General features: G+C 64.5%; 18 protein-coding genes. 10 read left to right on the plus strand and 8 right to left on the minus strand.

Going from position 1 to position 20,532, the window contains the following annotated elements:
• Nucleotides 1-2: 2 nt before the first annotated feature.
• Entirely contained in the window at nucleotides 3-2,066 is a 2,064-nt protein-coding gene (gene recG, locus LNV06_RS12500; protein WP_411970113.1) for an ATP-dependent DNA helicase RecG, read from the minus strand.
• A gap of 220 nt (nucleotides 2,067-2,286) precedes the next feature.
• On the opposite strand from recG, the gene LNV06_RS12505 reads away from it, so the two are divergent.
• On the plus strand, nucleotides 2,287-4,662 hold the full coding sequence (locus LNV06_RS12505; protein WP_263538621.1) for a YCF48-related protein: 2,376 nt from the start codon (nucleotides 2,287-2,289) through the stop codon (nucleotides 4,660-4,662).
• A 38-nt stretch (nucleotides 4,663-4,700) separates the two neighbouring features.
• On the opposite strand, the gene LNV06_RS12510 is transcribed toward LNV06_RS12505, so the two are convergent.
• The 3 genes from LNV06_RS12510 to LNV06_RS12520 all read right to left on the minus strand — a co-directional run bounded on the left by LNV06_RS12510 (nucleotide 4,701) and on the right by LNV06_RS12520 (nucleotide 6,426).
• Nucleotides 4,701-5,384, minus strand: a complete 684-nt coding sequence (locus LNV06_RS12510) for a substrate-binding periplasmic protein (protein WP_263538622.1) — start codon at nucleotides 5,382-5,384, stop codon at nucleotides 4,701-4,703.
• A 197-nt stretch (nucleotides 5,385-5,581) separates the two neighbouring features.
• Nucleotides 5,582-5,962 (minus strand): hypothetical protein, encoded by a 381-nt coding sequence (locus LNV06_RS12515; protein WP_263538623.1) that lies wholly within the window; start codon nucleotides 5,960-5,962, stop codon nucleotides 5,582-5,584.
• 50 nt (nucleotides 5,963-6,012) lie between these two features.
• Complete coding sequence (locus LNV06_RS12520) at nucleotides 6,013-6,426, minus strand: TraR/DksA family transcriptional regulator (protein WP_263538624.1); 414 nt, start codon at nucleotides 6,424-6,426, stop codon at nucleotides 6,013-6,015.
• Between the two features lie 127 nt (nucleotides 6,427-6,553).
• Between LNV06_RS12520 and queA the strand changes: the two genes are divergently transcribed.
• The 5 genes from queA (at nucleotide 6,554) to LNV06_RS12545 (ending at nucleotide 14,178) form a co-directional block, all read left to right on the plus strand.
• Nucleotides 6,554-7,594, plus strand: a complete 1,041-nt coding sequence (queA, locus tag LNV06_RS12525; protein WP_263538625.1) for a tRNA preQ1(34) S-adenosylmethionine ribosyltransferase-isomerase QueA — start codon at nucleotides 6,554-6,556, stop codon at nucleotides 7,592-7,594.
• A gap of 62 nt (nucleotides 7,595-7,656) precedes the next feature.
• Entirely contained in the window at nucleotides 7,657-8,844 is a 1,188-nt protein-coding gene (locus LNV06_RS12530; protein WP_263538626.1) for an amino acid aminotransferase, read from the plus strand.
• A 91-nt stretch (nucleotides 8,845-8,935) separates the two neighbouring features.
• Entirely contained in the window at nucleotides 8,936-9,826 is an 891-nt protein-coding gene (locus LNV06_RS12535; RefSeq protein ID WP_263538627.1) for an alpha/beta hydrolase, read from the plus strand.
• Nucleotides 9,827-9,877: 51 nt separating this feature from the next.
• Entirely contained in the window at nucleotides 9,878-11,317 is a 1,440-nt protein-coding gene (gene dacB, locus LNV06_RS12540) for a D-alanyl-D-alanine carboxypeptidase/D-alanyl-D-alanine endopeptidase (RefSeq protein WP_263538628.1), read from the plus strand.
• A 95-nt stretch (nucleotides 11,318-11,412) separates the two neighbouring features.
• On the plus strand, nucleotides 11,413-14,178 hold the full coding sequence (locus LNV06_RS12545; RefSeq protein WP_263538629.1) for an ATP-binding protein: 2,766 nt from the start codon (nucleotides 11,413-11,415) through the stop codon (nucleotides 14,176-14,178).
• On the opposite strand, the gene speB is transcribed toward LNV06_RS12545, so the two are convergent.
• From speB to LNV06_RS12560, 3 genes are all read right to left on the minus strand, one after another.
• Nucleotides 14,130-15,071 (minus strand): agmatinase, encoded by a 942-nt coding sequence (gene speB / locus LNV06_RS12550; RefSeq protein ID WP_263538630.1) that lies wholly within the window; start codon nucleotides 15,069-15,071, stop codon nucleotides 14,130-14,132. The genes LNV06_RS12545 and speB overlap by 49 nt on opposite strands.
• A 36-nt stretch (nucleotides 15,072-15,107) precedes the next feature.
• Complete coding sequence (locus LNV06_RS12555; protein WP_263538631.1) at nucleotides 15,108-15,563, minus strand: hypothetical protein; 456 nt, start codon at nucleotides 15,561-15,563, stop codon at nucleotides 15,108-15,110.
• Between the two features lie 66 nt (nucleotides 15,564-15,629).
• Complete coding sequence (locus tag LNV06_RS12560) at nucleotides 15,630-16,499, minus strand: N-acetylmuramoyl-L-alanine amidase (protein ID WP_263538632.1); 870 nt, start codon at nucleotides 16,497-16,499, stop codon at nucleotides 15,630-15,632.
• Nucleotides 16,500-16,580: 81 nt separating this feature from the next.
• Between LNV06_RS12560 and LNV06_RS12565 the strand changes: the two genes are divergently transcribed.
• Nucleotides 16,581-17,390: an SOS response-associated peptidase gene (locus tag LNV06_RS12565; protein WP_263538633.1), complete on the plus strand. Its 810-nt coding sequence runs from the start codon at nucleotides 16,581-16,583 to the stop codon at nucleotides 17,388-17,390.
• Nucleotides 17,391-17,401: 11 nt separating this feature from the next.
• On the opposite strand, the gene LNV06_RS12570 is transcribed toward LNV06_RS12565, so the two are convergent.
• Nucleotides 17,402-17,992 carry an IMPACT family protein gene (locus LNV06_RS12570; protein WP_263538634.1) on the minus strand — a complete coding sequence of 197 codons (591 nt, stop codon included), beginning with the start codon at nucleotides 17,990-17,992 and terminating at the stop codon, nucleotides 17,402-17,404.
• A gap of 79 nt (nucleotides 17,993-18,071) precedes the next feature.
• Here LNV06_RS12570 and tgt point away from each other — a divergent pair, with 79 nt between their 5' ends.
• The 3 genes from tgt to LNV06_RS12585 all read left to right on the plus strand — a co-directional run bounded on the left by tgt (nucleotide 18,072) and on the right by LNV06_RS12585 (nucleotide 20,526).
• Nucleotides 18,072-19,208: a tRNA guanosine(34) transglycosylase Tgt gene (tgt, locus tag LNV06_RS12575; RefSeq protein ID WP_263538635.1), complete on the plus strand. Its 1,137-nt coding sequence runs from the start codon at nucleotides 18,072-18,074 to the stop codon at nucleotides 19,206-19,208.
• A gap of 4 nt (nucleotides 19,209-19,212) precedes the next feature.
• Entirely contained in the window at nucleotides 19,213-19,932 is a 720-nt protein-coding gene (locus tag LNV06_RS12580; RefSeq protein ID WP_263538636.1) for a UPF0149 family protein, read from the plus strand.
• Nucleotides 19,933-20,025: 93 nt separating this feature from the next.
• Entirely contained in the window at nucleotides 20,026-20,526 is a 501-nt protein-coding gene (locus LNV06_RS12585; protein ID WP_263538637.1) for a hypothetical protein, read from the plus strand.
• Nucleotides 20,527-20,532: the final 6 nt, after the last annotated feature.

Here is a 20,532-nt window from a genome sequence, read left to right on the forward strand (position 1 = left end):
GCTCAGGCCTTCAGAAACTCCGCCTTCGAGCCCAGCCAGCGTTCCACTTGGCGCCGGGCCGCTTGCGGGTATTTGTCCAGCAATTGCGGCGCCAGTCGGCGCGCGGCTTGCAGCAGGCCCGAGTCTTCTTGCAAATCGGCAAAGCGCAGCAGCTCGGCGCCGCTTTGGCGAGCGCCCATGAATTCGCCAGGGCCGCGAATTTCCAGGTCACGGCGGGCGATCTCGAAGCCGTCATTGGTTTCGGCCATGGCCTTCAGCCGCGACTTGCCGGTGTCCGACAAAGGGCCGGTATAGAGCAGCACACAAACGCTGGCCACCGCGCCGCGCCCGACCCGGCCGCGCAACTGGTGCAGCTGGCTCAGGCCAAAGCGCTCGGCATGTTCAATCACCATCAGGCTGGCGTTGGGCACATCCACCCCCACTTCAATCACCGTGGTGGCGACCAGTACGCTGGTCCGCCCGGCCGAGAACTCCGCCATCACCGCCGCCTTGTCGGCCGGTGCCATGCGGCCATGCAGCAGTCCCACGGCAAAACCTTCCAGCGCGGCGGACAACTCCGCATGCGTCTCGGTGGCGTTGTTCAGGTCCAGCGCCTCGCTCTCTTCGATCAAAGGGCAGACCCAATAGACCTGTGCGCCCTTGTTGGCGACTTCGTCGTGGATCTTCTCGATCACATTGAAGCGTTTGCTATCGGCAAACACCTTGGTGACGATGGGGGTGCGGCCGGGCGGCAACTCATCGATGGTGGACACCGCCAGATCGGCGAAATAGGTCATGGCCAAGGTGCGCGGAATCGGCGTCGCGCTCATCATCAAGAGATGTGGCTCTAAGTCCATCGAAGCCAGCTTCTTGCGCAGGGCGAGACGCTGGGCCACCCCGAAGCGGTGCTGCTCATCGATGATGGCCAGGCCCAGCTTGGCGAACTTGACCTTGTCCTCGATCACCGCGTGGGTGCCGATGACCAGTTGAGCCGAACCATCGGCGGCCGCGTCCAGCATCTTTTGGCGCGCCTTGCCTTTCACGCTGCCGGTCAGCCAGGCCACCTTCAGACCCAGCGGCTCCAGCCAGCCGATCAGTTTCTTGAAATGTTGCTCGGCCAGGATTTCGGTGGGCGCCATCAACGCGCATTGCCAGCCGGCATCGATGGCCACGGCCGCCGCCAGCGCCGCCACGACGGTCTTGCCCGAGCCCACATCGCCTTGTAGCAGGCGGTGCATCGGTTGCGGCAGCGCCAGTTCTTGGGCGATTTCCTCGCTGACCCGTTGCTGCGCGCCGGTGAGGCCAAAAGGCAAGACGCCCAAGAGCTTTTCCACTAAACCGCCGCGCTGGGCCTTCAGGGCGGGCGCTTTCAGCAAGGCGCGCTCGCGTTGGGCCTGCATCTGGCTGATCTGCTGGGCCAGCAATTCCTCGAATTTGAGTCGCTGCCATGCCGGGTGGCTGTGGTCCTCCAGCGTCATCAGGCGCGCCTGCGCCGGCGGGTGATGCAAAAAGGTCAGCGCATCACGCAAACTGGGCAGGCTGGGCGGCACCACACCGCTGGGCAGCAGTTCGCCCAGATCGGCGCGTTTCAGGCCAGAGGCAATGGCGCGTCGCAGATAGGTTTGCGGCAGGCCATTGCTGGCCGGGTAGACCGGGGTCAGCGCGGTGGCCAGCGGCGTGTCCTCGCTGACTGCCTTGAAGGTCGGGTGCACCATCTCGCGGCCAAAGAAGCCGTGGCGTAACTCACCACGCACGCGGATGCGCTGGCCCACCGCCATGGTCTTTTGGTGGGAGGGATAGAAATGGATGAAGCGCAAGAGCAGGTCGCCGCTCTCGTCTTCCATGCGCACCAGCAGCACGCGGCGTCCGCGTGTCTCGACGCGGCATTCGATCACCTCGCCCTCGCACTGCACCGTCTCGCCTTCGCGAGTCTGACCAATCGGTGTCAGCCGGGTCTCGTCCTCATAGCGCATCGGCAGATGCAGGGCCAGGTCGATATCGCGCAGCAGGCCGAGCTTCTCCATCGCCTTTTGCGGCGCGGACTTGGGCTTGTTGGCGGTATTGGTTTTGGCATCGACCTCGGGCATGGGCGCGATTCTGCCCTGAGCACATGAGACCGCTTGTTTTGGCTGGGCACAGGCATGCCGCATTTCAATCGGAAGGGCTTGGGGTCGAGGCGCTGGTGTTTTCCCTTTCCCTCTTTGGAGTGGTGTGTGCTGGTCTTTTTGGATCGATACACTCCGCGGCGAATTCGACCCTGGAGTCGTTTCGTTCACAAGCAAAAAGAACTATCTGGGAGGAATGAAAGTGAAGCACACCGTACAAGTCTTGACCGTCTCGGTCCTGCTGGCAAGCCTCTTGAGTGCCTGCGGCGGAGGCGGCGACAGCAGCCCTTCCGTTGAGCCCATCAAGCCCACAACGCCCGCCACCGCGATTCCCGAGTCCTTGTCCATCAAGGCGGCCGCGAGCGCTGATGTGGGCAGCGCAGCCAATTTTGATAACAGCGCATCAACGCTCACTGGCTTGAAGTTTGCGTGGAGCTTTGGCGACGGCACCAGCAGCGCCGAGGCCAGCCCCAAGCATGAGTACGCCAAAGTGGGTGACTACGATGTGACCTTGAAGGTCAGCAACGAGGAGGGCGCCTCCAAAGAGCTGAAGTTCCGCGTCAGCGTCAACAACCGCGCGCATGTCAAGGGTTTGGCCTGCACGGGCGCAGCAGACAGCGGCTGGTGCTGGCAGCAGCCCAAGCCCAGCGGCAATAGCCAATCTGAGATCTTCTTCTTGGATGCCAAGACCGCATGGTCGGTGGGAGAGCAAGGCGAAATTTTCAAGACCGTCGACGGCGGCAAGACCTGGGCTAAACAGAACACTGGCTTGCGCTCACCGCTGTTGTCGGTCAAGTTCATCGATGCCAACAATGGCTGGGCCGTGGGTAGCCTGGGTGCGGTGTTGCGCACCACCGATGGGGGTGCTAACTGGATCCAACAAGCCTCTTGGCTGAAGTTTGATTCTTACTGGCAAGGATCGCCATCCTCGCTGCGGGTGATCAGCCCCAGCACCGTGATGGTGACGATGGATGACTATCTGAGCGTCAGCACCGATGGCGGCGCCAGCTGGGTTCAAAACTCGGTTCGACCCAGTCTCATCGGTCTGGATGGCACCGTGTGGATTCAAAGCTATGACAAGTTGTTCAAGTCCACCGACTTTGGCAAGACCAGCAAGGAAGTCTTCAGTTCGTCCAAGGGTCTGAGCGCTCAACCCATCTTGCTGGGTAGTTCCGGGATCTTGCTCACCCGTATCAATTCAGTCTGGGACAGCAACGCGGGGCAATACCGTACGACGACCGAGTTCGTTCGCAGCCAGGACGCCGGTGCGAACTGGGAGACCTTCGAAGCCAAGGGATTGCCGACCACCGAATATCTGTACTTCAACCGAATCGAGTTCACCGATGCCTCCAACGGCCTCTTGAGTGCGGGCAACTCGGCCTTGTATAGGACCTCAGACGGTGGTCGTAACTGGGTGGCGGTTCAGCTCCCAGCGCTGGGCAACGCTTACCAAAATGATTTGCGCATCCTGACCGGCGGAAAAATCTATCGTCAGGTCTCCAGCTCGGCAGGTGTGGAGCACAACTTCAGTGAGGATGGGGGCCAGACTTGGCGAAAAATTGCCGTGCCCAAAGGCCAATACGGCTTGGGCGATCCTAAGCAGTTGGGCGAGAAGTCTTGGTTGTTGCAGTCCAACGGCAGCAGTTTCTATCTCAGCAGTGACGGCATGTTGACCTGGACTCTCATCGCCGGGCCGGATGCTGAAACGATGCAGCGTTCCTTCCGCGCGACATGGTTCTTCGATGCCAAGCGCGGCTTGGCCTTGAACGCGGCGGGCGAGTTGCAAGAGACGCTCAACGGAGGCTTGAGTTGGCAAGTGAAGTTGAAGGACTTGGTCTCGCCTCAGTACGGCGACACCCGCTTTCAATTCACTTCGGCCAGCAAGGGCTGGCTCTTGGCCGGCGATGGCAAGGTCTATCGCAGCGACGATGGCGGCGCCAGTTGGTCCGCACCTTTGAGCAGCAGCCGTCGGATCAGCGCCTTCCACTTTGTCGACGACAAAAACGGCTTTGCCGTCTCCAGCGAGTACTCGGTGGAGGACAACGCGGACAAGCCCGTGATTCTGGCGAGCACCGATGGCGGCCAGAGCTGGGCCAAGTCGGGCCGATTTGTGCCCAATATCAGCAGCATTCAATTCAGCTCGGCTCTGAAGGGCGTGGCCGTGGGCGCTGGAGGCCGAATCGCGGTCACCGATGATGGCGGCAAGACATGGGCCAACCGGTTCACCGGTGTCTCCGCGGATTTGAATCGTGTGCTTTACGCTGATGCCAAGACAATTTGGGTGGTCGGAGACCGGGGCGTCGTGCTGCAGTCCTTGGATGGCGGCGCGAACTGGGTGCTGGCGCAACAAGGTGACGCCACGGATTTGCAGGACATTCAGTTCCTGGACGCGCAGCGGGGCTGGATTGTCGGCACGCAAGGCGCCATGCTGGCCACGCAAGATGGCGGCAAGTCTTGGCAGCGCGTCTACACCGGCACGCAGAAAAAGCTGAACAAGGTCTTCTTTGTGGACCCGCGCACCGGCTGGGTGGCCGGTGAAGACGGCAGCTTGTTGGCCACTGGCACGGGTGGCATCTAAGGTGCGGCTCGTGCTGCGCCTCAGAAAAGGCAGCGTGCTCAGTTGAAATACTGCTGCCTCAGTGCGGCGTAGCGGCCATCGCGTTTGATCTGGTCCAGCGCGGCTTGCAGGCGTTGCTGCAAGGCCGGGCTGGTCTGCGGATGCAGGCCGTACCAGTAGGACTTGCTGCGGTCCAACTCAAAGACCGGTTGTAGCGTGCTGAAGGGCAGCTTCATCTGCTGCAGATTCCAGGCGGCCGCCCAGTCCAGCATGACCAGCAAGTCCATGCGGCCGGCCAGTAGCTTGCGCAGATTGCTGGCGTCGTCGAGGGCGATTTCCAACTCGGCATTGGGCCGCAAGCCGGCGGCCATCAGCATCTTGGCGGCGGCGGAATCGCGCACCACGCCGAGCTTGTGGCCGTTGAGGTGATGGATATCGCTGGCCTTTACCTCGCTGCGTTCGCTCAAACGGTAGACCACCACACGGCGCTCGCTGATGGGGCCCAGCCATTTGTATTTGCGCTCGCGCTCCGGTTGGCGCGTCAGCGAAAACAGCAAGCTGCCGGCTTTGGCCGCAGCGCTGCTGCTGGCGCGCGGCCAGGGCATGATTTCAATGTCCAGTGGCAGATTGGCTTGCTCGGCTACCAAGCGCAGCAGGTCCACCGCAAAGCCGCTGGGCGGCTCGCCGGGGCGCTGGTAATTCAGTGGGGGCAAGTCTTCGCTGAATCCGTGCAATGTGTGCACGGCCGGCTCAGCCGCTGCCGCGGTGCCAGAAAGGCTTGAAAGCCAGGGCCCTAGGCTCGCGCCAAGCAGCCCGGCTGCGGTGATCTGGCGGCGCTTCATGCGCGGTGTTTCGGCGCAGGCCGGCGGGCGAAGGGGTTCTGCATAAAGATCCTGAGTCGGCGGGCCAGCCAGTCTAAGCCCGGCCCGTGCCGACTTGATTACATCGGCGAGGGCGTGCCTGCCATGCGGTCGTATTTCAGGAAATACTGCCGGGCCATGGCCACCAGCTGATTTTCGGTCGGGTGGTCGACGGTCTCATAGCCGACGATGTGCTTGGCGGTATTGGCGCGGTGCTTGTCGGCGTAATGCTTGAAGTCGGCCTGTGCGGTGGACGAGCCCACCACCAGCACCTCTTCAATGCCGTTCAGGGCGTCGCAGACTTCACCGAAGAACTCATGCTCGCTGCGCACCGCGCTGCCGTGCTGCTTGGTGTGGTGGGTGTGAGCCTTGACCTTTTCGGCTTGCACATGTTCGGCATCGAATTGCAGGACTTTGGCGCTTTGGTGGTCGAGCCAAACGACGGCGTGAAACAAACTCATGGTGCTCCTCTCGGGGTGAATGAACAAAACGGGGCGAGGCTTGGTGCGCCTCAAAGACTGTGTAGGGTCTGACCGGGGTGGGTCGATTTCTCTTGCGCTGCTTGGCAGTCAAGGCAGCGCAGCACCTCGGGGCTGTGGCGCAGGCGATCAAAGGCGATGGCTTCGCCGCAAGCGATGCACAGGCCGAAGTCCGCTTGACGCAGGCGTTGCAGCGCCTCATTGACCTGGCGCAGGGCCTCGAGCGTTTGGTCGCTGCGGGCCAGGTCGACCTCGCGGTCGGCTGCATGGGCTCGCTCGCCATCGCCGTCTTGCAGCAATTGCTCGCGGGCATGCTCCACCCGGCCTTGGCTGCCCAGCTGGGCTTGCAACTCTTGCTCCAGCGTTTGCTGACGCTGCAACAAGGCGGATTCCAGCAATGCGTGCTGACCCGGCGTTAGCGTGGCGGCAGTGTTTGATGTGCTCATGGACTAGCTCCTTGGCATTGATATTCGCACCAGCCCGGCCAGGTGCGATTGACCTGCGTCAAAGGCCTGCATGGGACAATTCAGGCCGTCTCCGATTGGTACGGGTCCGTCCGGCCCTCAAAAGTTCATGTCCGTCAAAAGTTATTCCGTCAGCGACTTCGATTTCGAGTTGCCCCCCGAGCTGATCGCTCAACACCCCGCCGCCGAGCGCAGCGCCTCGCGCCTCTTGGACGGCCGCAGCAGCAGCCCGGTGGATCGCATTTTTCGGGAGCTGCCCGATCTGCTGAACCCCGGCGATCTGCTGATCTTCAACAACACCAAGGTCATCAAGGCCCGTATTTACGGCGCCAAGCACAGCGGTGGCGCGGTGGAGGCCCTGGTCGAGCGGGTGATCCCCGGTACTTGCGAGGTCTGGGCCCATATGCGCGCCAGCAAGTCGCCCAAGCCCGGCACTTTTGTTCGCTTCAATGACGCCTTCGACGCCGAGGTGCTGGGCCGCTGCGGCCCGGACAATGGCATGTTCCACCTGCGCCTGCCTAGCGACCCCTTCGCGCTGCTGGAGCAGCATGGCCATGTGCCCTTGCCGCCCTATATCGAGCATGCCGATGAAGCCGACGATGTGCGGCGTTATCAAACCGTGTTTGCGCAAGAGCCCGGTGCGGTGGCGGCGCCGACAGCGGCCCTGCACTTTGACGAGGCCTTGCTGGCTCGCCTGGCCGAACGCGGTGTGGCCACCGCCCATGTGACTCTGCATGTGGGCGCGGGCACCTTTCAGCCGGTGCGGGTGGAAAACCTGGCCGATCACAAGATGCACAGCGAGTGGTTCGAGGTCAACGAGGCCACGGTGGCGGCGGTGGCCGCCTGCCGGGCGCGCGGTGGCCGAGTGGTTGCGGTGGGCACCACCACCTTGCGGGCGCTGGAGTCTGCGGCCTTGGGTGGCGGCTTGCGCGCCGGTGCGCGCGAGACCGAGATCTTCATCACGCCGGGCTTTCAGTTCCAGGTGGTGGACCGCCTCATCACCAACTTCCACCTGCCCAAGAGCACCTTGATGATGCTGGTTAGCGCCTTTGCTGGCTACGAGCCCATCATGGTCTTGTACCGCCACGCGATTGCGCAGGGCTATCGCTTCTTCAGCTATGGCGACGCGATGCTGCTGGAGCGCGTCTGAATTTTTGCTTTCATCAAGCCGGCCGATAATGCGGCCAACCCTTCAAGTCTGGAGTCCTGACCATGTTCCATCACGTTGACGCCTACGCCGGCGACCCCATCCTCAGCCTCAACGAGGCCTTCCAGAAGGACACCCGTCCGGGCAAGATCAATCTGTCCATCGGCATCTACTTCGACGACGAAGGTCGCATCCCGATGCTGGACTCGGTGCGCAAGGCCGAGTTGGCCGTGGTGGCCGAAGCCGGCGCCCGCCCCTATCTGCCGATGGAAGGTGCGGCTAATTTCCGCTCCGCCGTGCAGGCGCTGTTGTTCGGTGAAAAGCACCCGGTGCGCGAGCGCACGGTCACCATCCAGAGCGTGGGCTCCAGCGGTGGCCTGAAGGTCGGCGCTGATTTCATCAAGCGCTACTTCCCCGACAGCGCCATCTACGTGTCCGACCCAACCTGGGACAACCACCGCGCCGTTTTCGAAGGCTCGGGCATCGAGGTCAAGACCTACCCGTATTACGACGCGGCCACCGGCGGCGTGCGGTTTGATGACTTGCTGGCCACGCTCAAGACCCTGCCCGCCAAGAGCGTGGTGCTGATGCATGCCTGCTGCCACAACCCGACCGGCGTGGACCTGACGCCGCTGCAGTGGGACAGCTTGATCCCGGTGCTGAAAGAGCGTGAGTTGCTGCCCTTCTTGGACCTGGCCTACCAAGGCTATGGCGACGGCATCGATGAAGATGCCTTTGCCATTCGCGCCATGGCTGACGCTGGCCTGAGCTTCTTCGTCGCCAACAGCTTCTCCAAGAGCATGAGCTTGTACGGCGAGCGCTGCGGCGCCCTGAGCGTGGTCTGCCCGGACGCTGCCCAAGCCGCCAATGTGCTGGGCCAGCTGAAGTTCCTGATCCGCCGCAACTACTCCAACCCGCCCATGCATGGCGGCCAGTTGGTGGCCCGTGTGCTGACCGACCCGACCCTGCGTTCGCTGTGGGAAGGTGAAGTCAATGAGATGCGCGAGCGCATCCACGCCATGCGCAATGCTTTGTACGAAGTGCTGACGGCCAAGCTGCCGGGCCGCAACTTTGACTACTTCCTGACCCAGCGCGGCATGTTCAGCTACACCGGCCTGACCGCCGCTCAGGTGGATCGCCTGAAGGACGAGTTCGCCGTGTATTTGGTGCGTTCGGGCCGTATGTGCGTGGCCGGCCTTAACAACAAGAATGTTGAGGCCACGGCTGCCGCCATGGCTGCGGTGCTGGCCTGAGGCTGAGCCGGGTCAAACCTGATCCGGGGCGCCCAGGCTTGGCCTAGGGCGCCTTTTTTTCAAACCATCGCGTTCCACCCCACAGGTCTTGATGCCGCTGGAAACCGTCGACGCCTTGCCCTCCCAACTGGACCAGCTGGATGCCCATCTGGCTGCCGCCGAGGCGCGCCTGGCCGATGTCACGCCGGGCGCCGAGAAGCAAATCGTCTGGGGGCCGGCCGGCCGCGTTCGCGCGCCCTGGGCGGTGGTGTTCCTGCATGGCTTCACCGCCAGCCGCCAGGAGATGGCGCCGGTGCCCGAGATGCTGGCCCAGGGCCTGGGCGGCCATGTCTTCTACACCCGCTTGGCCGGGCATGGGCGGCCTGGCGCGGCCATGGGCGAAATGTCGGTCGAGCAATGGAAGGCCGATGCGCTGGAGGCCCTGGCCCTGGGTCATCGCCTCGGGGAGCGGGTCTTGGTCATGGGCAGTTCCACCGGCGCCACCCTAGCCGCTTGGGCGGCTTTGCAGCCCGAGGGGCAGCGGGTCGCGGCCTGGGTGATGGTGTCGCCGAATTTCGGCCCCAAAGACCCGTTTGCGGTCCTCATCAACTGGTCTTGGGGGCGAGCGCTGATTCACCTGGTGCATGGCGGCAAGATGCGTTTCAAACCGCGTGACGAGCGGCGCGCCCGAGTTTGGACCCATGAGTACCCGACCTCGGCCCTGGGGCCGATGATGAGCTTGGTGCGCCATGTGCGGGCCAGTGCCTTGGAGCAAATCAAGGCGCCGCTGCTGATGTTCGTCTCGCCGCGCGACAGCGTCATCAATGTGAAGCAGGCGCGCGCCGCTTTTGCGCGCTTTGGCAGTGCCTCCAAATGCTTGATTGAGGTCGACTACAGCGAGAGCCCGGGTCAGCATGTGTTGGCCGGCGATATCGAAGCGCCCAAGGCCAGCGCCACCATGGTGGCGCAGCTGCTGGCTTTTGTGCGCGGATTGGGGGCCTAGGGGATGCGCGCTTTGGTTCGGTGCTGTGCCGCCTTGGCTTTGATAAGCAGCATGCTGGCTCTGCCCTGTTTGGCGCGCGCGCAGGAGCAGGGCCCTGCAGGCATGCAGCACCGCCATGCCCGCCTGACCCTGCCCCCCGAGGTGCGCCAGGCCATGGCCAAGACTGGCTTGCCCGAGACGGCGCTGGCTGTTCATGCCTTCCCGCTGGACCGTCGGGGTCAGGTCTTGAGTCTGCAAGGCGAGACGGCTTTTCAAGCCGGCTCGGTGATGAAAGTGCTCACCGCCGTGGTGGCGCTGGACCGGCTGGGCCCGGCCTCGCGGGGCCGCACCGATTTGCTGGTTGACGGCCCGGTGCAGGGCGATGTCTTGCCGGGCCCGCTGTACCTGCGCGGCGGCGCCGATGCCGAATTGGATTGGGGCGCGCTGTGGTTGATGCTGCGCCAGTTGCGTGAGCAAGAAGGTTTGCGTGAGCTGCGCGGCGGCCTGGTGGTGGACCGCAGCCTCTTCCGCCCGGCGCGGCCAGAGCTCGGCCAGCCGCCTTTTGATGCCTCGCCGGAGTGGCCTTACAACGTCATTCCCGATGCCTTGCACCTGAACAGCAATTTGCTCGGCTATCAGCTCAGCGCGGACACGCAGCGCCTCAGCGCCCGCGCCCTGCCGGCTTGGCCGGGCCTGCAGTTCGACCTCAGTGGCATGAGCTTGGTCGACAAGCCCTGCGTCGACTGGGAGCAGGGCTGGCTCCTGCCCGAGGTGCGCGCCAATGGCGGTGAGATGACGGTGTTGCTGAAGGGCAGTTTTCCGCGCCAATGCCAGCAGCGGGTGAATCTGAATCTGCTCGATCGCCAATGGCTGACCGAGAAAGCCGTGCGCCAGATCTGGACCGAGCTGGGCGGCACGCTGGGCCCCGAGGTGCGCGAGGCCGCCACGCCGCCGACCGCGCGGGTGCTGGCCAGCCACCGCGACCGGCCGCTCGGCGAGCTGCTGCGCACCGCGCTCAAGCAGTCGGACAACCCGGTCACTCGGCTGGTCTATCTGCGCCTGGGTGCCAGCGCGGCCGGTGCCGAAGAGACCACCGCGCAAGCGGCGGAGCGCGTGGTGCGTGAATGGCTGGCGGCCAAGGGCATCAACGATGTTGGCCTGGTTCTGGAAAACGGCTCCGGCTTGTCGCGCACCGAGCGCATCGCGCCGGCCCAGTTGGCGGCGGTCTTGGCCGCCGCCTGGGACTCGCCCTTGGCGCCCGAGCTGGTGAGCGGCTTGCCGCTGGCGGGGGTGGACGGCACCTTGACGCGCCGCTTCAAGGGCAGCGTGGTCGAAGGCCGGGCGCGTTTGAAGACCGCCTCGCTGCGCAATGTGGTGGCCCTGGCCGGCTATGTGCAGGACTCACAGCGTCGCAGCTGGGTGCTGGTCGCCATGGTCAACCATGACGAAGCCAGCGCACGCGGCCGGCCGGTGCTGGACGCGCTGGTGGAGTGGCTGGTCAAACGCCCCTGACCCCAGGCCACTGATTCGCAGGGGCCAAGGCTATCGGCATCAAGTCGGCCGAGCACTTTCGGGTTACGCTTGACGCGCGACCTGGAGGCGCGGCGATGGAGCTGTACGTTCGCAACGAAGTGGTGCAGGCCTGGCAGTCGGAGATGGCGCAGGCCTCGCTGGCGCCGGCTCGGCGCCTTGAGTTGCTGCGCGCGCTGAACTGGCATCTGCGCCAACGTGAGCCTGCAACGGCGCTGCACTACGGGGCTGAGCTTCGTGCTTTGGCGCCTGGGCTCAAAGCTGATGAGGCGCGCGTTCTCTTGGTCGACGCTGAAATTGCGCTGATGCAAGCCCGCTTGGGCGAGGCTCGGGCCGCCGCTGAGCAGGCCCAGGCTTTGGGTGTTGCAAGCCTGGATCTTTTGATTCAGACGGATGCGGGTTTGTTGCTGGCCATGGCCTCGCAGCTGGCGGGCCAGAGCCAGCAGGCTTTGTCGCATTTGCAAGAAGCGCTGCAGGCCGCGCAGGCTCAGGGTGACGCTTGCAGAGCTGAAGTCGCGCAGCTGATGCAGGACATCTACATCACCTTTCGTGACCCGCTGGCCGGGCGTGCCAAGGGCGGGCGCGGGCTTGAGGCTTTGGCCGCGCTGTCGCTGGGCGCCCAGCCTTGGGCTCATGAGCTGAATGGGGTGCTGGCCGCGCAAGCCAGCAACTACGGCTTGGCTGCCACCGAGCGCATGCGGGCCTATGAGCTGTCGCTGGCCAGCGGCCAGATCCTGCGAGCGATTCTGGCGGCCATGAATGCCGCCGATGCCTTGCTCAGCCTGAACGACCACGAGCTGGCGCTGCAGTGGATGGAGCAAGCTTTGCAGCTGGCGCGACCGCGCGCCTGGCCGACTAGCCTGGGCACGGCGCTGGCCAAGCTCGGCGAGACGCTGAGGCGCATGGGGCGGCTGGACTCCGCCGAGGAGACCTTGCGCGAGGGCGAGCAACTCTTGGCCCCGATGGCCAACTCGCGCAACTATGGCCTTGTGCTCAAGTACCAAGCCGATCTCTGCCTGGACCGCCAGCAATGGCCGCAAGCGCTGGCCTTGTTTGAGCGGGTTCAAGCCCTCTGTCAAGCAGACCCGCAGCCCGATCAGCAGATCAATGCCTGCCGGGGCCGCTCGCTGGCGCTGGCGGCCATGGGCCGGGTGGAAGAGGCTTTGCAAGCGGCCGAACAAGCCTTGCAGCTGGCGCAGCGCAGTCAGCATGTGCTGCGCCAGATCGAGTCTTTGAAGGCCCTGGCTGAACTGCATCTGGCGCATGCCTTGCCACGGCCTGCGGACACGGGCAATGGCGCCGAGGCCTGCTTGTACTTTTTGCGCCAGGCCCTGAGCTTGGCCGAAGGCATCGCGGGCTTTCGGGTGCCGGGCGATTTGATCGACATGCTGGCTCAAGCGCATGCGCGCCTGGGCGACATGAGCCAAGCCTACGCGCTGGCCCGCCAAGCGGCCGAAGCACGCCAGAGCATTCAAAGCGAACTGGCCAGCAAGCGCCTGATGGCGCTGCAGGTCATGCAGCAGACCGAGCGCGCACGGCTGGAGACCGAGCATCTGCGTCAGTTGGCGGCGGAACAGGCGCAGCGCGCCGAGATGCTGGAGCAAAGCATGGACACGCTGCAGCACCTCAGCCAGATGGGGCGCGACATCACGGCCTCGCTGGAGTTTGATGCGGTGCTGCAGGCGCTGGCGCGGGCCTTGTCTTTGATGTTGGGCTTGGACCGCTTGGCCCTGGCGCAGCTGGGGCCCAGGGCTGAGTTGCTAGGCCTGCGCCGTCTCGGGCAAGACGCAGCCGAGGCAAGCGCGGCTGTGGCCCTGCAGGCCGAGGAGCAGGCTTTGTTGACGCAGGCGCTGGCCGAAGGGGGCGAGGCCTTGGCGCTGCAGGAGACGGGGCCTCAGACCGGCTTGTGCGTGCTCTTGCACTTGGGTGAACGCCTGCTCGGCGCGCTTTTTTTGCCGCCGCGGCCGGGCCTGGGCTATGAGGCGCGCGACCGTTTGGTGGTGCGCACTCTGTGCGCCTATGTGGCGATCGCGCTGGACAACGCCGCCGCGCACCAGCGCCTGCGCGATGCCCAGGCTTTGTTGGTGCAACAAGAAAAGCTGGCGGCCTTGGGCAGCTTGGTGGCCGGTGTGGCCCATGAGCTGAACACCCCGATTGGCAATTGCTTGCTGGCGGCCAGCACCTTGCAGGAGCGCACCGTCGGCTTCGGTCAAATGGTGGAGGCACGCGTGGTCAAGCTGCAGGACCTGCGTCAATACCTGGCGGATGCGCATGAGAGCAGCGCCTTGCTGCTGCGCGGCCTGGACCGGGCCTCCGACTTGGTGCAGCGCTTCAAGCAGGTGGCCGCCGACCCCAAGCAAGAGCAGCGCCAGGTCTTTGCGCTCAGGCCGGTGTGTGAGCTGGCGCTGGCGGCCTGGCGCGAACAGGCCGAGCGGGCCGGTGTGCAACTGCAGCTGGAGGTGGATGCGGCGCTGAGTTTCGAGGGCTACCCAGGCCCGCTGCAGCAGGTCTTGCTGCAACTGTTGGGCAATGCCTTGCTGCATGCCTTTGAGGCGCGCAGTTCAGCCTCGTCCATGCCGACTGAAGCCTGGGTGCGCTTGCGCGCCGAAGCGCAAGCCGATGCGCTCTTGCTGCAGGTCATCGACAACGGCAAAGGCATTACGCCTGAGCACCTGCCGCGCATCTTCGACCCTTTTTTCAGCACCCGCTTCGGCCAGGGCGGCAGCGGCCTGGGCCTGCATATCTGCCACAACCTGGTGCACGGCGTGATGCAGGGCCAGCTACGGGTTAGGTCTCAGCCCGGCGCCGGTACTTGCTTTGAACTCAGCCTGCCGCACAAATAGGTCCAGACGAACTGGGCGGCGGCATAACTGGTCAACTCGGCGTGGTCGTAGGCGGGCGCCACTTCCACACAGTCCATGCCGACAAAGTTCAGGGGCGGCACCAACTCTTCCAGGATGCTGAAGACCTGGTTGGTGTTCATGCCGCCGGGCTCGGGCGTGCCGGTGCCGGGGGCAAAGGCGGGGTCCAGGCAGTCGATGTCCAGGCTCAGATAGAGCGGCGGGTGGCCATGCGCGGCCATGCGCTCGCGCACTTGCTGCAGGATCGGGGCCAGCTGCATCGGGTTGTCCAGGCCGCGCAAGCCCCGGGCATTGAAGATCAGGCCGCCCTGGTCGGCCACATACTCGCGCGCCTCGCGCACGCCGGCCGAGCGAATGCCGAACTGCACAAAGCATTCCTTGATGACCAAGCCTTCTTGAATCGCTTCATAGACCCAGGTGCCGTGGCCGCTCGGTTCGCCGAAATGGTCCTCCCAGGTGTCGCAATGGGCATCGAAGTGAATCACCGCCAGAGGCCGCCCGTAGTGGGCTTTGTAGGCGCGCAACAAGGGCAGGGTGATGGAGTGGTCGCCGCCCAGCCAGGCCATATGGTGCTGCGCAATCATCGGCGCGATCAGCGGCATCATGGCGGCGCGCATGGCCTCCAGGCTGGTGTTGGGCAGGGCCAGATCGCCCAGATCCGTCAAGACGGTTTCGGGCGTGGTGTTGAACCAGGGGTGGATGCCGTCGCACAGCATCTGGCTGGCTTGGCGAATCGCGCTGGGCCCAAAGCGGGCGCCGGGTCGGTTGGTGACGCAGCCGTCCCAGGCGATGCCGGCCACGGCAAAAGGCCGCGCGGCTTCATGCCGGGGTACCGCCATGAAAGCGTTCTGACTGAGAAAAGCGAACTGACCCATGGCTTGCGCTCCCGGCTTTATCGATGGAATGTGGAATTAAGGGCAGATCCAAAGGAAGAGGCGATGCCCCTGCGCCACCGCGCTGGCCGCGAAGGCCGACATATCGCTGAGCATGAACTCCAGCAGTTCGGCGCTCCACTGCGGCCGGCGCTCGATCTCGCTGGCGGCCCAGGCGCGCGCCAGCGGCGCGATCTGATCCTCCGACACCTGAGCCAAGCGCAGGCTCAGGTCCTCGGGCAGCAAGACCAGCCAGGGGTCGCCGATTTCACCGACGGCGCCGATGCGCTCGAAGTCTTGCATCGCATGGCTCAGTGCTACGGGCGCGGCCATGGCGCTGGGCAGGGACTGCTGCTGCAAGATCAGGCGCAAGCTGGCCCATTGGGTGGGCTCCACGCTGGTGACTTCCAAGGTGGGCCAGATATTGGCGTGGCCGGGGGTGTGGGGGATGACCGCGGCATCATCGGCGGAGGCGGCAATCAAATCGGTCAGCATGGTGGGCGGTTGCTTTCGTGCGGGGAAATCAAAAGGGGTCAAAAGGGGCTGCGCGGGATTCTGTAATCACCAGCGCGCGGTATAGGGCTGGGCATAGGGCTCTGAGCGACCCTCAGGGCCGGGCTTGATCATCCACATGCCATTGGGCGAGGTCAGCACATCCAGCAGCGCGGCGGTCTCGGCATCGCCAAAGCCGCTGTAGTCGCTGGGGCGGTACTTGGTTTGCAAGGTGGACAGGGCGGCGATGGTGGCGGCATCGAACGTGCCGCTGCGCTCCACCTTGTAGCCCACGCGGCTGAGCTTGTCTTGGAACCAGGCGGCATCGGGCGGCAGGCTTTGATAGAGCGGCAGCTTGGCGTTGACTTGTTCGGCGTCGGGCCAGGGGATCACGCCGGCATTGGCCAGCTGTCGCCAGGGGAACAGCGGGCCGGGGTCTTGCTTGCGGCCGGGGGCGATGTCGGAGTGGCCGACAATGCGCTCGGGCCGGATGTTATGCCGGGCGACGATGTCTTTCACCAAGGCAATGACGCTGTCGATCTGAGCCGGCGGGTAGGGCACATACACCCGGCCCTTGGGCGTGTCGTTATAGCCAGCGTTGACGATCTCGATGCCGATGGAGGCCGAGTTCAGCTGCGTGTGGCCCGCCCATGAGCTGGTGCCCGCATGCCAGGCGCGGCGGTTTTCATCGACCAGCTGATAGATGCTGGGCGGTTCATCGCGCACCAAGTAATGGGCGCTGACCTGCTGGGTGCTCAGCACCTGCAGCGAGCGCTCCCAGTTCAGGGCGGTGTAGTGCAGCACCAGAAATTGCGAGCGGCTGTCCTGGCCCACGGCGCTGTAAGTGCGGTCAATCTGCAGGCCGGCCGGCACTTGGGGGCCGCTGGCGCAGGCGCTCAGCAGCAGGGCTGCGGCGGCGCTCAAAAGAGTCTTGTTCATGGGCTGCAATGGTAAAGGCTCCGGCTCCGGGTCAAGCACCCGCGCAAGCTGTTGGAGGGCATGGGCGCTACAGTCGGCTTCATGTGCAATCTCTACCATGTGTCGGCCAAAGAAGAGATCGAGCGGCACTTTCGGGCCAGTGTCCGAGGCGAAGTGCCGCAAGTGCCGCAAGGGCCTGCTTGGCCTGTCGGGCCGGTCGGTCCTTTTGGCCGCGGCGTCTTGATTCGCAGTGATCCTCAGGCCTCGGGCGAGCGCATCGCCATCGCCGGCCAATGGGGCATGATCGCGCCGCGCGCCAGCCAGGCCCGGCCCGCGTCCCGATCCATCTTGACCAATAACGCCCGCATTGAAAGCGTGGCCGAGCGGCCCACCTACCGGGATGCCTGGGCGAGCGGGCGCCGCTGCCTGATCCCGGCGCAAAGTTATCAGGAGCCGAATTGGGAGACCGGCCGCAATATCTGGTGGCAGCTGCGCCGCGCCGACGGGGCGCCCTGGGCCTTGGCCGGCATCTGGTCGGAGTGGGTGGACCCGGTGAGCGGCGAGCTGCTGCCGAACTATTCGATGCTGACGATGAATTGCGACGGCCACCCGCTGCTCAGCCGCTTGCACAAGCCCGACCCGCATTTGCCCGCCGATGCCCAAGACAAGCGCGCCGCCATTCCCTTGGCCGCCGAAGACTGGGATCTTTGGCTGAACGGCCCGCTCAACGAGGCCAAGACCTTGCTGCGCTTGCCGCAGACCGAACTCTTCGACCTCAGCCCGGCCCAAGCGACCGATGCCTTGCTGGCACGTCTGCGCGAACAGCCGCAGCCCGCCGGCGCCGCGCCAGCCAAGCCGCGTGCGGTGCGCAAGCCCGCCGAGCCGCCGCCGGAGCAGGGCTCTTTGCTCTGAGCGAGCCGGCCTCAGTCGTTTTTCAGCCAGCCAATGCGGCCTTGGCCGGCCTCGTTCAAGCGACTGACGAAGGCTGGCGCCTCGGTCTCCGGCAGCATCAGGCTTAGCTCCACCTGGCTGCCATGCGCGACTTGCAGCAACTGCGCCCCGGCGGCCTCGATCTCGCGCCGCAGCAGGCCCTCAAAGGCATAGGGCAAGGTGCAGCGCAGGGTCTGCAAGCGTTGGATGGGGCGTTTCTCGGCCTTTAAACAGGCTTGCGCCACCGCATCGGTATAGGCCCGAACCAGGCCGCCGGCGCCGAGTTTGGAGCCGCCCCAGTAGCGCACCACGGTGGCCAAGACGCCTTCCAGGTCTTGGTGCCGCAGCACCTCCAGCATGGGCCGTCCGGCGGTGCCGCTGGGCTCGCCATCGTCCACCGCCGCAGATTGCCCGCCAGCCAGCAAGGCCCAGCAGACATGCACCGCAGTGGGGTGCTGCTCGCGCAGCTCGGCCACGCGTTGCTGAGCCGCCTCACGGCCCAGGCAGGGTTCGACGCAGCCGATGAAGCGGCTTTTCTTGATGATGACTTCGCTATGGACCGCTGCTGCGAGGGTGAAGGGCATGGCGGCATTGTCGCCGCCGCTTTCAAGCCGGCGGGGCCGGCGCCCCAGCCCGGGCCGAGGCTGCGACAATCGGGGCACTATGCTGAAGTTCGACCTGCTCAAAACCGAGGGCCACGCACGCCGTGGCCAGATGACGCTCAACCATGGAGTGGTGCAAACGCCCATCTTCATGCCGGTGGGCACTTACGGCACCGTCAAGGGCGTGATGCCGCGCTCGCTGGAAGAGATGGGGGCGCAGATCATTCTGGGCAACACCTTCCATCTGTGGCTGCGCCCCGGCATGGACATCATCAAGCAGTTCGGCGGCCTGCATCGCTTTGAGAGCTGGAACAAGCCCATCCTGACCGACAGCGGCGGCTTCCAGGTCTGGAGCCTGGGCGAGATGCGCAAAATTACGGAAGAGGGCGTCAAGTTCGCCTCGCCGGTGAATGGCGACAAGCTCTTCCTGACGCCCGAGATCAGCATGCAGATTCAAACGGCGCTGAACTCCGACATCGTCATGCAGTTCGATGAATGCACGCCCTACGAGAGCAAGGGCCACATCACCACCGAGAAGGAAGCCCGCGTCTCGATGGAAATGAGCTTGCGCTGGGCCAAGCGCTGTGCCGATGAATTCAACCGTTTGCAAAATCCGAACGCCTTGTTCGGCATCGTGCAGGGCGGCATGTATGAAAACCTGCGCGACCATTCGCTGGCCGGCTTGGCCGCGCTGGATCTGCCGGGTTATGCCATCGGCGGCCTCTCCGTCGGTGAGCCCAAGGAAGACATGCAGCGCGTGCTGGCCCATATCGGCCATCAGCTGCCAGCCAACAAGCCGCGCTACCTGATGGGCGTGGGCACGCCGGAAGACCTGATCGAAGGCGTGACTCGCGGCATCGATATGTTCGACTGCGTGATGCCGACCCGCAATGCGCGCAACGGCCATTTGTTCACCCGCTTTGGCGACCTGCGCCTGCGTAATGCGCGCTACAAGACCGATGAACGCCCGGTCGACGAGACCTGCGGCTGCTACACCTGCAAGACCTTCAGCCGCGCCTATCTGCACCATCTGGATCGTTGCGGCGAGATGCTGGGCCCGATGCTGACCAGCATCCACAACCTGCACTACTACCTGAACCTGATGAAGGAAGCGCGGGATGCGCTGGACCTGCCCGGCACCGGCGGTTTTGAAGCCTTCCGTCGCAAGTTCGCCGAGGACCGCGCCCGCGGGGTCTAGCCCGATGACCGAGGCTTTGAACGTCGAGCTCGGCTGGTCCTTGGACGACCTCGGCCTGCTGGAGGACTTCTTGTTCGCCGAGGACTCGGGCCTGGATCAGCCTATGGATGTGTCCATGATCGACGGCTTTTTCTGCGCCTTGGTCAGCGGCCCTCGGCTGCTCAGCCCGGTGCAGGCCTTGGCTTGGGTTTTTGATTTTGAGCGAGGTGAACAAGAGCCTGCACTCAAAGATGCGGCCCACGCCCAGCAGATCATGGATGTGCTGATGAAGCAGTGGAACGCCACGGCGGCCGAGTTGATGTCGCCCGACTGCGCTTATGAGCCCTTGCTCGGCTGTCGCGAGTTGGACGATGGCCGCCAAGTCTTCATCCTGGATGAATGGTGCCGAGGCTATTTGCTCGGCATGAAGCTGGACGCCCAAGCCTGGATGACGCTGCAGGCCGAGCAGCCGGCTTGGTTTGCGACGCTGCTGCTGTACGGCAGCGAAGAGGGCTGGCGGCATATGGAGCTGCGCCCGCCCAGTGACGCCGAGCATGAGGCCGCTACCACCAGCTTGGCTCAGAATGCCGTGCAGATTCATCGTTATTGGCAGGCCAAGCGAGGCGAGCAGTCGCCATCTATTGCAAGGCAGCCCCTGTGGTCTCAAGAGCCCATGCGCGGCCTCGATGAACGCTGCCATTGCGGCAGTGGCCGCGCTTACAAGCTTTGTCACGGCGGCCACTGAGGCGAGCAAGGGCTGCGCCGGCCCATGCCCTTTGGCACGGTCTGGGCCGCATCAACTGAGTCATGATCCGGCCATGCAAGCCAAGCCTTTGTCATGAAGTCGCTGCTGATTGCCTTCTTGGCCGCCCTGAAAGGTTTGCTGCGCTTTGTGCTGGCGCTGCTGATCTTGTTCGAGGAATGGGGTTGGGCGCCGCTGTCGCGCGCGATGGCGCGGCTGGGGGCGCTGCCCATCTTTCGGCAGTTGGAGCAGTGGGTGGGCCGCGTGTCGCCGCCCTTGGCCTTGCTGGTGCTGCTGGCGCCAACGCTTTTGCTCTTGCCGGTCAAGCTCTTGGCGCTGTGGCTGATCGGCGCGGGCCGCGCCGGTCTGGGCCTGCTCCTGATTGTCTTGGCCAAGTTGATTGGCACCGCCATCGTGGCCCGATTGTTTCAGCTCACTCGGCCAGCACTCTTGCAGATGCCCTGGTTTGCACGCCTGTATGCGCGCTGGACGGCCTGGAAGGGCGGCTTGCTGAACTGGGTGCGCGCCAGCGCCGCATGGCGCTGGTCACGTGCGCTGAAGCTGCGCGTCAGGCGGGCCTTGCGTCGCTTTGTCTGAGGCTCA

The sequence above is a fragment of the Paucibacter sp. Y2R2-4 genome (genome assembly GCF_025717535.1).
In the GTDB taxonomy this organism is placed as follows: domain Bacteria; phylum Pseudomonadota; class Gammaproteobacteria; order Burkholderiales; family Burkholderiaceae_C; genus Paucibacter_A.